This window comes from Moritella marina ATCC 15381 (assembly GCF_008931805.1).
In the GTDB taxonomy this organism is placed as follows: domain Bacteria; phylum Pseudomonadota; class Gammaproteobacteria; order Enterobacterales; family Moritellaceae; genus Moritella; species Moritella marina.
In genome coordinates this window covers 3,787,985-3,801,044 of record NZ_CP044399.1, presented here as the reverse complement: position 1 = coordinate 3,801,044, position 13,060 = coordinate 3,787,985, and the positions used below count along the sequence as shown (strand labels likewise).

13 protein-coding genes are annotated in these 13,060 nt (G+C 44.0%); 4 read left to right on the top strand and 9 right to left on the bottom strand.

Annotated elements, in window-relative coordinates:
* Positions 1-141: 141 nt before the first annotated feature.
* From FR932_RS21755 to dsrO, 4 genes are all read right to left on the bottom strand, one after another.
* On the bottom strand, positions 142-1,326 hold the full coding sequence (locus FR932_RS21755; RefSeq protein WP_240532393.1) for a molybdopterin dinucleotide binding domain-containing protein: 1,185 nt from the start codon (positions 1,324-1,326) through the stop codon (positions 142-144).
* 62 nt (positions 1,327-1,388) lie between these two features.
* Positions 1,389-3,230, bottom strand: coding sequence for a molybdopterin-dependent oxidoreductase (locus FR932_RS21825; protein WP_240532392.1), 1,842 nt, complete (start codon positions 3,228-3,230; stop codon positions 1,389-1,391).
* A 10-nt stretch (positions 3,231-3,240) separates the two neighbouring features.
* Positions 3,241-4,374: an NrfD/PsrC family molybdoenzyme membrane anchor subunit gene (gene nrfD, locus FR932_RS17075; RefSeq protein ID WP_019441213.1), complete on the bottom strand. Its 1,134-nt coding sequence runs from the start codon at positions 4,372-4,374 to the stop codon at positions 3,241-3,243.
* Positions 4,371-5,144, bottom strand: coding sequence for a sulfate reduction electron transfer complex DsrMKJOP subunit DsrO (gene dsrO, locus FR932_RS17070; RefSeq protein WP_019441212.1), 774 nt, complete (start codon positions 5,142-5,144; stop codon positions 4,371-4,373). Before dsrO ends, nrfD begins: the two co-directional genes overlap by 4 nt.
* A 207-nt stretch (positions 5,145-5,351) precedes the next feature.
* On the opposite strand from dsrO, the gene FR932_RS17065 reads away from it, so the two are divergent.
* The 4 genes from FR932_RS17065 (at position 5,352) to FR932_RS17055 (ending at position 8,483) form a co-directional block, all read left to right on the top strand.
* Positions 5,352-7,145, top strand: coding sequence for a sensor histidine kinase (locus FR932_RS17065; RefSeq protein ID WP_019441211.1), 1,794 nt, complete (start codon positions 5,352-5,354; stop codon positions 7,143-7,145).
* Positions 7,146-7,169: 24 nt separating this feature from the next.
* Positions 7,170-7,790, top strand: coding sequence for a response regulator transcription factor (locus tag FR932_RS17060; RefSeq protein ID WP_019441210.1), 621 nt, complete (start codon positions 7,170-7,172; stop codon positions 7,788-7,790).
* Positions 7,791-7,971: 181 nt separating this feature from the next.
* Complete coding sequence (locus FR932_RS21820; RefSeq protein WP_276269652.1) at positions 7,972-8,097, top strand: hypothetical protein; 126 nt, start codon at positions 7,972-7,974, stop codon at positions 8,095-8,097.
* 134 nt (positions 8,098-8,231) lie between these two features.
* The gene (locus tag FR932_RS17055; RefSeq protein WP_019441209.1) at positions 8,232-8,483 is read left to right on the top strand and encodes a hypothetical protein; all 252 of its coding nucleotides are present in this window, start codon (positions 8,232-8,234) and stop codon (positions 8,481-8,483) included.
* A gap of 64 nt (positions 8,484-8,547) precedes the next feature.
* Here the strand turns inward: FR932_RS17055 and FR932_RS17050 are convergent, their stop codons facing one another.
* The 5 genes from FR932_RS17050 to hppD form a co-directional block, all read right to left on the bottom strand.
* A complete protein-coding gene (locus FR932_RS17050) occupies positions 8,548-8,730 on the bottom strand; it encodes a hypothetical protein (protein ID WP_019441208.1) in 183 nt (60 codons plus the stop codon).
* Positions 8,731-9,018: 288 nt separating this feature from the next.
* Positions 9,019-9,696 (bottom strand): maleylacetoacetate isomerase, encoded by a 678-nt coding sequence (gene maiA / locus FR932_RS17045; RefSeq protein ID WP_019441207.1) that lies wholly within the window; start codon positions 9,694-9,696, stop codon positions 9,019-9,021.
* Between the two features lie 19 nt (positions 9,697-9,715).
* Positions 9,716-10,702, bottom strand: coding sequence for a fumarylacetoacetate hydrolase family protein (locus FR932_RS17040; protein WP_019441206.1), 987 nt, complete (start codon positions 10,700-10,702; stop codon positions 9,716-9,718).
* Between the two features lie 24 nt (positions 10,703-10,726).
* Positions 10,727-11,851: a homogentisate 1,2-dioxygenase gene (locus FR932_RS17035; protein ID WP_019441205.1), complete on the bottom strand. Its 1,125-nt coding sequence runs from the start codon at positions 11,849-11,851 to the stop codon at positions 10,727-10,729.
* An 11-nt stretch (positions 11,852-11,862) separates the two neighbouring features.
* Positions 11,863-12,951, bottom strand: a complete 1,089-nt coding sequence (gene hppD, locus FR932_RS17030; protein ID WP_019441204.1) for a 4-hydroxyphenylpyruvate dioxygenase — start codon at positions 12,949-12,951, stop codon at positions 11,863-11,865.
* Positions 12,952-13,060: the final 109 nt, after the last annotated feature.

Sequence of the window (13,060 nt, the reverse complement as noted above, 5' to 3'; positions counted from 1 at the left end):
TGGTTATCCACATAAATTAAGGGGTATATTAGTAGGGTATTGCTATGTGGATTAGCCTTGTGATCAAAAAAGCCCACTGGTGTTGTTATACCTGTGGGCTTGTTAATTAATGACTGGGCTCTGACTTAATTAATAAGTTAACTAGCCTAAACTAATTTTTGCGGGCAGTGCTTGTCTTGCTGCCGCGCCAACCACCCAATCGAGCAATACGCCTTTGCCTTCTCGGGTTGGGTCGATTAAACCAATATCGTTAATATTCACGCCATCATTGGATTTCATTTTTACTGGTTGTTGTATATCGCCAATCCAATGGGCGCGTTCACCGAGTTCTCTATGACCAAAGCCATGTTCAAACCCAAGTGTGCCTTGTTTTACCCCATCAACAATTAACGCCATCGCTTTAGTGGCACTGGTTGGTGTGGTGATGGTAAACATAGCACCAGTTGTTAAGCCAATTTTAGCCGCGTCAGTCGGATGGATATAAACCGGGTTAACGCCTTTAATCGAATTTAAACGCGGTGACAGGTTCGATACTGCACTGTGTATATTGGATTTAAAGTTGGTTAAGGTAAACGGCCATTCCGTTGCAGGGTATTTTTCTGCTAAGGGTGTGCCATCGGCTAATTTTTGTGGATGCCAAGTAGGACAGCCAGAATAATACTCACCAGTAATGGTATTACGTGACGTACCGACTTTTTCATTCCAGATCGCTAATGGCTTCTGCCATTTGTGTTTCATTTCGTCGCCTTTATAGGCTTCGGTGGCATCTTCAAAGCGACCTCCACGGGCAAAGATAAAGGCGACTTTACCGAGTTCTTCTGGTGTTAATACCCGCTGCATATCTGGTAGTAGACGTTCTAGGCCAGATAGCACCATGTCTTCACTGCTTGCTGCAGGCACACCATTGGCGACATAGGCTAAGTTAGCTGCAGAGCGTAGATAGAAATCTTCCGCATTGTGAATACCGTGCCAATTACCTTGGCTATCACTAATGGCATTATCGCCAAAGCCACCGAGCTGTATTTTCTTGGCAATATCAATTAAGAAGTTTTCTAAATTGATACTGCGACCGTCAGCGGTTTTTTCTGTTAAGGCATTCACAATCGGCCTGCGTGCTGTGACTGTTTTAGTCGGCACGCCATGCCAAGGTGTCACCATGCCCCAACTTTCATAAGTCACTGTGTCAGGAACGATGTAATCGGATAATGCCGTGGTTTCATTAATGAAAGCATCCACAGACACGATCAGTGGTAGCTGTTTTGGATCTTTTAATTTCTCGCCGAGCAAATTGGCTAAACCAGGAACACCATACATAGGATTGGCCATGTGGTTGATCCAGGCTTTGGCGCGATACGGATAACCATCTACAGCAGCCGATAAATGTTCTGTTAATAACGGCGCAGAGATCGGATACCAAGGTGATCGTGTTGGATATGGCGATTCACCGGCGGCGACACGACGTTTATATTGCTGGTTTTTTGGTACGGGAATTTACTGCGTGATAAAAAGATCCCTTTTGGTTTTACTTTATTTTTAAACTTGGTGAAATCGTAACGCGGGCCTTTCCCTGATGTTGGATAACCGCCTGATTTCGCCATGACACCGCCTTTCAGATTGATATTACCAATCAGCGCGTTGAGCATTAGGATCGTATAGGCATTGTAGAAACCATTACTGTGCATGTTGCCGCCATGACTATCGACAACGGCTTTAGTACCATGACTGGTAAAGCGTTTCGCTAGCGCGGTGATCGTCGCTACTGGAATATCACATTGTGCACTGTAGAACGCAAGATCGTGGGCAAATGCCGATTCTTTTAAATGTTGTAGTGATGATTTAACTTGTACATCACCTTGTTTAGTCGTGACGATTTGATCAATGAATAATCGCGCAGGTTGATCTTGTGTGTGTACTGAAAGATCACCGCTTTGTGCGTCGACGATCACGTACGGATCCGATTCAGATAATGGCGTGCCAGTAAAGCCAAGATCTACTTCTGAAGCGCGTAGGAAATAGCCGTAGCGTGGATGATCCTTATCACTTATTACCAAGTGCGTGGCATTACACCAATGGGCAGTGCCTGCGGTTTTCATCGCATTCGGACCTGGTTGTGTTAAGAAGGCTGTATTAAACTTATCATTGGCTAATATCCATTGGATCATACCAAGTACTAAAGCGGAATCAGTGCCGGGCTTGATTGGCAACCAGTTGTTATTGTCACCCGCTGCTAAGCTTGATGATGCCGGTAGCGCTGGAGATACCACGGTATAACTAAAGTTACCTTTGGTACGTGCGGTGGCTAATTGACGTGCTTGGCGTTTAAAGGGATTACCCGCCTGTGCTGGCGACATACCTATGTATAACGCAAATTCACAGTTCTCTAGGTCTGGCTTAACGTGAGCGAATTTTTTTAGATCATTCATTAAGGCGCCAGAGCCAGCGCGGAAACCATAACCACAATAAGAACCGTGATGGCCAAAGTTACGGGTGCCATAACTGTTGAACGCGAAACGTTTAAACAGATCGTCACGGCCTTCATTACCGGCATTGGTCATTAATAACTGGTTGGCTTTCGGGCCGTATTCAGGATTAAGCGGATCGAGTGGGGTTTTAACATCGCGGATCACCCGTAAACCGTCAACATGCCCTTCACCAAACAGATCGCCACCTTCAACCACTTCTTCTAACAGTTGTTCGTAGCTGATCGGGATCCACTTACCTTCACCGCGGTTACCAACACGTTTTAACGGTTGAGTGATCCGATACGGACTTTTACGGATTTCCATCATGCCGTTACCACGGGCGCAGGCGGTTGATCGCCCGTCTAATCCAGCTTCACCCGCCATGGCGATATACGCATCTTTGACTGGGGTATTAAAGGGAATTTGGTGTTCGTTTGATAATGGGTGATACGGGTTACCAGAAATACGTAATATCTCGTCACTGGCGTTATCTACACGTACACGTAAACCACACAAGGTCCAACAGCCGAAACACATTGACGGTGCCACACGCTGCGCTGGGTTATTGATCAGCTTACCGTTTTCAGTCACCCTATATTCTGGTGTTAATGAATTGCCATGATGCGGGTGTTTGGTTTTTTTACCGGCAGTACCATCGATAATGCCATGTACCGCATGTGATGTGGTGGTTGCATAACCCGCTGCAAAAGCGCCAGCACCACCCACAGCAAGACCTGATTTAAGAAATTGACGACGTTTGTTATCCATAATTAAGCCCTTACTGTGCCTGTTGTGGTTTGCTGAATGCTTGTTTTATTGATGATTTCTTTGTTAATGATTTAGCTGATATCGACACTATTTCTGACGCGGCGAGCGCTAAGGCTAACCACAGACCTGCCATACCAAGAATACCGAGTAACCCAGCAGATCCCATTGGTAATTCATACGGATACGGTCCTTGGTCAAATTTAGCGATAGTTTGTACATCCATGATGGTGACCCAACGTAGATACCAACAACAGATCAAGCTGATCGCGCTCATGATTAATAATTGCGGACGGTTATACCGTGCAATTTTAGAGGCTAGCAATGCAATGCCCATACAGGCCAAGAAACTGACCGCCAAGCTGCCCAAACGAACTAACCATGCCTCGCTTTCATATAACGAAAATGAGGCATTATTGGATGCCCAGATTGGCAGTAACACTGCGGCTAAGATGGCGCTGACTAACAGGGCGCGTTTTATTAATCCTTGGTCGCTTTGGGTAAAGACATTCGCTTTGGCAGGAATAGGGAATAGCGCTAACAGTAATAACGCAAAGCCAATGGCACCGATGAATGCAGTCACAAACCACAATAATGGCGCGGCAGGTTGATGCCACAGAGGACGATTTTGTACTACGTATATCTCTGCGCCTGTGTATAGCGCCACCGTTAAACCTGCAAGGCAAGTCACCACGGTTGCTGTGATCATTTGCTTACTACTGGTCTGCCAATTACCTAAACTAAACAAGGCAATCTTCTGGGCGATAGCACTGTCACTGTGTTTGAGTTTGGCAATATCATCACGTAAATATAACCAAGCCGTTAATATCGTTAATGCTGAAAATAGCGGTAAAAATAGCGAACCCAATGACATCCATGACCAAGGTGTTATATGACTATAAAAGTTCAAAGCGCGACCCGGTTGGTGTAAGTCACCTGTTAATGCCAGTGGGCCAACAACGGCGCCAATCGACATGGTCAGTACTAATGCCGAGCGTAAGTAATGGCTGGTATGAGCACGGAATATATAACTTAATAAAAACAATATTGCTGCCGCATACGCCGAACCAATATAAAAAAAGTATTGTACTGCCCAGGGGAGCCAAGCAATGGCTTGTGGTTGGACTAAAATTTCAGTGATGTTCATGCGTTTTCTCCTGCAGGGTCGTAGATGGCTACTTTACCGTCAACATTACTGGTGAACGCGTCATCCATGCCGATATAGAACACATGTGGCTGGGTGTTTTCTTCCGGTTTTAATACCTTGATGTCTGCTTGGTGTTCGCGCATTAAATGGCTAATTTGGCTGTTAGGATCTTTAATATCACCAATAATACGCGCACCACCCACACAGGTTTCTACACAGGCAGGTAATAAACCTTCTTCTAAGCGATGGGCACAGAAGGTACATTTGTCAGCCGTGAGGGTTTCTTCATTAATAAAGCGGGCATCGTAAGGACAAGCTTGCACGCAATAAGCACAAGCCACGCAGCGCTCGTTATCGACCATGACAATCCCGTCGTCACGTTGGAAGGTTGCTTGTACTGGGCATACTTTCACACAGGGTGGGTTTTCACAGTGATTGCATAAGCGTGGTAGGGTAAATGATTTAACATTTTGTAATTCACTGCTGCCGTCATCTAAAGTGACTTCGTATTGTTTTACTGTGGTACGGAATTGGCCAATAGGTGCTTGGTTCTCAATGCTGCAACCAACTGTACACGCTTGGCAACCGACGCATTTACGTAAATCAACCACCATGGCATAACGTTTACCGCTCTGGCCTTTTCGATCGGGGGCTTCGTTATTACGAATAATGGTTGTGGTGAGCGGGTTTGCCGTCGACACCGGTATGATGGCTGCGCCTACAGTTAATGCACCGAGGCGGGTCATTAAGCGGCGTTTAGTTGAGTCCATGAGAACACCTTGTGGTTAATAGTGATTAAGGCCATTGTCTGGAAATTAAGAGGTATGTTGTATTGTGGTTTTCCACATACCCAAGGTTGGCTTGATCTAAAACAATAAATATTTTGGCTTTGTGGCTATTTTGGTATGCTGAGGTGGTTATCTTATTTGTAATGGATGGTGTGAGTTTATGATGCATTGTATGAGCAAGGGTTTTTCGTGGCTAACGTATTAATAAAAGTAGTGATTGCTACCTTGCTGATGATGACGCAAGTGCACGCCAGTAACGCGACTGATCCCAAGACTGCTATCAAGCCAATCATTACCACCGTTGATGTGGGCGTATTAGCAACGCGTGGTGTCTTTGAAGCTAAACAGCGCTGGCAACCGACCTTATTATGGCTACAAAGTCAGATCCCCAATAGTGAATTTAGACTACACCCTTTTACATTGGTCGAAATGGAAATCGCAGTAGAACAACAAAGTGTCGATGTAGTGGTGACCAACCCTGGGCAAGCGGTGCGTTTAGGCCGGCAATACCCTTTGTCTTGGTTAGCGACGTTAAACAGTAAACTCGGTGACGGTACTCATGTGATTGGCTCGGCTTTGATTGTCCGCGCCGATTCGCACTATCAACACTTAGTAGATGTCAGTGGTGACAAGATAGCTGCCGTTGCCAGTAATGCCTTTGGTGGTTACTTAACGATGCAACTGACGGTGCAAAATTTAGGGATTAATCCCACCGCATTTTTCTCTGACGTATCGTTTTTAGGTTTTCCTGTCGATGCCATTATTTACCAGTTACGAGATGGCTATGTGGATGCTGCCGTAGTACCGGTATGCCAACTCGAAAGCATGTTAGAAGAAGGCTTGATTCAACAAGGTGTATTCCGTGTGTTAGATGATATCAGCCCGGATAATTTTGCTTGTGCGCTGTCTACGCAGTTATATCCGAACTGGTCTATTGCCAAAACCAGTGCTATTTCAGCCACGTTAGCCAAAAAAATAACCCGCGCCTTATTAGCTTTACCCGGTGATCATGCTGCCAGTATTGCGGCTTATTCTACAGGTTGGACACCACCCATCAGCCAATTGTCTGTCGACCAATTATATCGTGACTTGGATATGCATCCTTTACAACGACCTTGGTGGCAGGAAGCTGCTGTTTGGATCAAGAAGAATCAACAATGGGCTTGGGTAGTATTTTTATTCGTGTTGTTATTAAGTGTTTATCATTTAATTTTGGAATACCGTTTTAGTCGCAGTGAGCGTAAATTAACAGCCACCTTAAATCGTTTAAAAGAAAAAAATGCCATGTTAGAACATGCGCAACGCGTGGCGATTGTGGGGGAGTTGGGCAGTAGTCTCGCGCACGAGATTAATCAACCACTGGCCGCAATCTTAAATTACAGTCAAGGCGGATTATTACGCATAAATAAAGGTGCGGATGCCAGTGCAATCACACCTGCATTAGAAAAAATACAACAGCAAGTGAAGCGAGCAGATGATATTGTGCAGCGATTACGTACGCTTATTAATAAACGTGCTGTGGCGAAGTCGCGCTGTAACGTGCAAATATTACTCACTGATACCTTAGAGTTGCTAGAGTATGATTTCCAGCAAAAGAATATTACCGTAAGCCAGTCTTGTGTCGGTAATGTTGTGGATCTAGAGGCTGATATTGTTGGCTTGCAGCAAGTATTATTAAATGTATTAAACAATGCGGCAGATGCGTGTTTGATGCGAGATCCGGCAGTGCTGGTCAATAATCAAATTAGTATCGAGAGTCACTATAGTGATGACAGGTTAATATTAACTGTGACGGATAATGGCATTGGCTTAACGGCGGCGAGTGCAGAATTACAGAATGCCTTTTTCACCACTAAAAAAGAGGGATTAGGCTTAGGATTAGCGATTTGTCGTGACGTGATTGAAGCACATCATGGTCAATTTTCGCTGGTGGCCGCAGATCCCATTGGTTGTCGCGTCAGCATACAGTTACCCTTGCCATAATCGTTATAATTGAGGATGATTAATATGAGTCAAAAGCCAGTAACAGGATATGAACTGTCAGTGCCAGTCTATGTTGTTGATGATGATGAATCAGTACGTGATTCGTTGGCATTTATGCTTGATGGTTATGATATTAACGTCACTACGTATGCTGGTGGCCCATCATTTTTAGATAACGCCGAGATCATGCTGCCGGGCTGTGTGATTTTAGACAGCCGGATGCCGGAACTACGTGGGCAGGATGTACAAGCTATTCTGACTCAATGTAATAGTCCACTGTCGATTATTTTTCTTACTGGCCATGGCGATGTATCTATGGCGGTCGATGCGTTTAAATCGGGTGCGGTAGATTTTTTTCAAAAGCCGGTCGATGGGGAAAAGTTAGTGCAGGCGATTATGCTTGCAGCCGATAAATCAGTTGCGCGTAGCCAACAACTCAGTGCGTTATTATCTTATCAATCACTTACTGAGCGTGAGCAGGACATATTATTATTGTTGGTACAAGGTAAGCGTAATCAACAGATTGCCGATATATTATGTATTGCTGTCCGGACTGTGGAAGTACATAGATCGAGTTTAATGAAAAAGTTTCAGGCTAAGACGATTGCTGAGTTGGTTTTACAATATGGATTGGCGATTAACTAGCTGGAAATAGGGCAGCGCTGCTTGCTGAAATAGATCGTTAGCATAATATTTTGTTTTACTCTTTAGTGGTAATTTACGGTTGCAGAATATTCAATATCGCATAAACTTCTTACTGTGAATTAACATATCACTCACGTTTTATTCACATTTTTTTGGATTAATTAGTTAACTGGAGGTACACATGAAAAATTTAAATCTTGTTCAATTCGTTTGTGTATCACTCGATGATACCAGCCCAATGATGGCCGTTAATCACGCCTTCATAGCCTGTTCCGATCGTAAACCAGGCACCACATTTACTAATTAATTCGTAACCTTAACGGCTGCGAAAAATGGCAGCTGATAGGGTAATCCTCATATATATCCCTAGATAGCCGAAATAATTCACGCCATTTTTCCCAGTCAACTTTAAGTTTTAAACTTATATACTGGAGAATTATTATGCGTCATTCACTTTATTTAAACCTTGCTGTGTTTTTTGTTCGTGCTGATATCCGTCGTGAAGAACGAGTATGGCTAGCAAAAAGCCGTCGTACGAGTAGTGAACTGCCATTAGGCAATACGTATCTGTTAAAAGATATCGGTCTGAATATCGACGGTCGTCCACTTTGCAGTGCTGAGCCACGTGATGTAGCGGCGAAACGTCGAGTGCGTCATCTACGTCGAGCTTGCCGTGTGAAAATAGCAACGTAACAAAAAGGGCTAAGCTGTATATGCAGCTTAGCCCCTTGCGTATTTTGAAGTAGTAGAATTTTATTTAATTTTCAAACGCTGCTGAGCCATCTTCATTGATGTGAAGTTTGGCTTTTGCTTGGTTAATTAATTGCACTGCACAAGATGGTGAGACGGAGCGTAAACTACCTTTTCCACTATGGAATGAAGGTTCCCAAGCTCTATCTTTGTATCGACCTGTTTCTATAAATTCCACAACTACTTTCATAACGTACCTCTATATTGTTGGTCTTACTAGCTGCCTATTACGAAGCGATTATCGTCTGGTAATGGTTACTCGGTAAATAGTAATATAATAAATATCGGTCCACTTCAAATATAAATCACACTTATTTCAAATGAAACTAAAGCGCGGGCTTGTTATTCTTTTATCTATATATACAGCGATGCTTTGGCATATATGTGACGGAGATAATGTTGTTTTTTGTTATAAGCACTGAGCTTCAATTAACTGACATTGGGGATATTAGCAACGAAATTATTACTCTGTATCTTGTTATATGTCAGCATCAGGTTGTTGTTCTGGCGCAGCATCGACGAAGGCGGGTATTTGAATACAGTGCTGATAGATGCGATTGATAGTAGGGTAAGGGCTCATATCTAAGTTAAATCGTAGCGCGTTATAAACTTGCGGTATTAAATAAACATCTGCCAGCGTTACTTGCTTATGGCAGCAATAGTGAGTACTTCCATTTTCGATCAATAGCCTTTCAAATGCTGCAAACCCTGTTGCTAACCAATGGTGATACCAGGTTATTTTTTCTGCTTTATCACAGTCGAAACATTCCTCGAGATAATGTAATACCCGTAAGTTATTCACTGGGTGTATGTCGCAGGCAATGATTTGCATTAATGTACGGATATAAGCACGTTCAATGAGATTAATAGGTAATAGAGCTGGCTGGGGGAAAGCCTCTTCTAAGTATTCTATGATAGCCGTTGATTGGGTGATGATTTGTGGTTTTAGTTCTCGCTCGCCAGTATTAATCGTGGGTGTGATATCAAGGCTTGGCACTAAACCTTGTGGGTTAACATCAAGATATTCTGCCGAATTTTGTTCACCACCATGACGAACCAAGTGCACAGGTATTGTGTCATAGCTAATATGCTTTAAGTTTAATACTATCCGCACCCGATAAGCAGCTGATGAGCGGAAATAGCTATACAATTTCATCTGGTATTCCCTTGGCTGTTTATGGTTTTATGTGTGTCACGCGTTGTTCAATCGCGCCAAAAATAGAATCTCCAGCCTTATCCCGCATTTCAATTTTTACCTTGTCGTTAACTTGTAAAAAAGCGGTCGTGATTTCCCCTGTGGCAATTTTTTCCAACATTCTTTTTTCAGCTAGACAGGATGAACCGACAGTGCGATCGCAATTGGATACTGTGCCCGAACCGATAATGGTTCCAGCGATTAAAGATCGTGTTTTTGCCGCATGGCTAATCAATTCAGGGAAATTAAATGTCATGTCGATCCCGGCATCAGGACAGCCAAATAAAGTGTCATTGAGATAGGTTGATAACGGTAAGTGTAATTTTGCTCCATCCCAAGTGCCACCCAGTTCATCGGGGGTCACGGCAACAGGAGAGAATGCCGTTGATGGTTTGCTGTGAAAAAAACCAAAACCTTTAGCTAATTCACTGGGAATTAAATTACGCAGGGATACATCGTTAACCAAGGTAATTAATAAAATATACTCGCTGGCTGCGTCTGCGTTTATCCCCATAGGGACATCGTTGGTGATCACCGCGACTTCGGCTTCAAAGTCTAAACCCCAAGCTGGATCTTGTAATGGAATATCATCTTTTGGCCCTATAAAGCTGTCACTTCCGCCTTGATACATTAACGGTTCAGTCCAAAATGACTCGGGCATTTCCGCGCCTCTGGCTTTGCGGACTAGCTCGACATGATTAACGTAAGCACTGCCGTCGGCCCATTGATATGCTCGGGGTAAGGGCGATTCTAGAGGGCTGTTTCTAAACTCAATGGAACCTGTCGAATCACCGTTATTTAATTGTACGTAATGGCTTTGTAACTGGGGTTCGACTGTAGCCCAATGCTCTAACGCCCATTGTAAATTGGCCGCTATCGAGGATACACACAATGCAGTTTGTAAGTCTTTGCTAACCAGGTATAAGCTGCCATCTCTAGAGCCGTCTCGTAATGTGGCTAATTTCATCGTATTTTATCCTCCTGCTTTATACTATTCTTTCCAGCTATCAACATAACCTGGCCATTCCACATTTGCCATGCCTGACCCTATGGCTAAACCATCGCGGGTATCAATCATTACAGCTACTTCATCGGTTTCTTTACGTTGTGACTGACGCCCTGCTCGATAGGCTTTAGGGTGCGGTCCATGGGTAAAACCACAAGGGTGAAAGGTCAGCATTCCGGGTTCAATATTGTCGCGACTAAAAAACTCGCCTTGGTGGTAAAAAATCACTTCATCAAAGTCATCGTTACTGTGATAAAAAGGCACTTTCAATGCGCCGGGATCACTTTCCATTGGCCGTGGTACAAAAGTACAGACCACAAATCGACTGGTGACAAAAGTAGAATGCGCAGAGGGCGGCAGATGAAAACGGTGACTCATTAACGGGCGAATATCTTGCCAGTTAAGCCTGACCACGGAAACATCGCCATGCCAACCCACCACATCAAGCGGGTTGAAAGGGTAGTCGATGACCGATAGTTTATTAAAGCGTTTGAGCACGACTTGCCAGGGTTCTTCGTCTTGTTGCTGCAAATAAGCGGCGTCAATTTCTGGTGTGTCTAATACCGCTTGATCAAATATGGCATGCTGACCAACGATGGTTTTATCGGGCAAACCATAATAATCATTGGTTGCTTCGATCATCATTAAGGTCATTGGTTTAGCTGGTTCTAAACGCCACAAACAAGAACGCGGAATTAATACGTAATCCCCCTGAACAACACTCAAATGGCCGTAATCGCAAAATAACTCTCCGTGGCCTTGATGGATAAAAATGAGATCATCGCCATCGGCATTTCTTACCAAGGTTTGCATGTTTTCGTTACATTGCCAGAATCGGATCTGGCAATGCGCATTGTGAAATAACAGGGGCGCATCCCAAGGCGAAGTTTGAGCGTAGGGAAGCTTCAATAAATTATAGGCTCTTGGTCTGTGCTCACCTGACCAAGCACACCATCCTGTTGGCGGGTGCTTATGATGCAGATGTGTGGCTGGTCCATAGAAACCTTCTCGACTGACTTCACGCTCGAAAATACCTTGTTCGGGGAGATCCACGTGCGCTTGCCGAGAATAAGTGCCTTTTCGTAATGGAAACGCAATTCTACGGATCATATCTCGCCCCTTTAGTTATCTTTATCAATGATCACGCCACGCGCAACTTGGTCGCGTTCAATGGATTCGAACAAGGCTTGGAAATTACCTTCGCCAAAACCTTCGTCACCTTTACGCTGGATTATTTCAAAGAAAATAGGCCCGATTAACGTCTTGGTGAAGGTTTGTAATAACAGCACTAATTTACCGTCGTCCATGTGACCATCAATCAAAATACGGTGTTTTCTAAGTTGGTCAATCGCCTCGTGATGTTCAGGCAAGCGTTCTGCAATCATGTCGTAATAGGTATCGGGGACATCCATGAATTTAATACCGTTGGCTTTTAAGGTGGCAACTGTGTGGTAAATATCGTCAGTACCTAAGGCGATGTGTTGAATGCCTTCACCGTGATATTCTTGCAAGAATTCTACAATTTGGGATTTATCATCACTGCTTTCATTAATAGGAATGCGCAGGTTACCGCAAGGGCTCGTCATGGCGCGGCTACGTAATCCGGTCATCTTGCCTTGGATATCGAAATAACGAATTTCACGAAAATTAAATACCCGTTCATAAAATTCTGACCAAGTATCCATGTGGCCATTATGTACATTGTGGGTGAGGTGATCGATGTAAGTCAGTCCGGCGGAGGTTGTTGCCTGCTCGCTCTCGCCTGTTAATTTAAACTGTTCCTGATAGAGGCGTTTTCTGACATCGTCATCGACCAAGTACAGCAGACTCTCGCCAATGCCATAAATCGCTGGTACACCGAACTCGAGGATTTTACGCTTACAAGGTTGGGCTTCACGGCTAATAGCATATTGATAAGCTTTGTCGGCGTCACTGACTTTAAAGCCCATTGCACAAGCGGAAGGACCGTGTTGCTGGGAGAATTCTGAGGCGAAACCACGGCCTTCAGTACTCACCAAAAAATGAATATCACCTTGTTTAAACCAAGTTAACGGACGTGTTTGATGTTGAGCAAAGGCGTGGAAACCTAATGTTTTGAAAAGGGCTGCCAGTTGTGTGGGATCGGGAGACGAGAATTCGACAAATTCGAAGCCTTCAGTGCCAGCAGGATTGCTAAACGCTTGTTTAGTATAATCATAAGCATGACCCATAATACCTCCTTTGCAGACTTTGGAAGTACAGAATAGCCTACAAATTTAACAGGAATGTAGAGCTAGTATGGACGATTTATGCTGGTTTTGCTTACTCGAAGTCATTAAA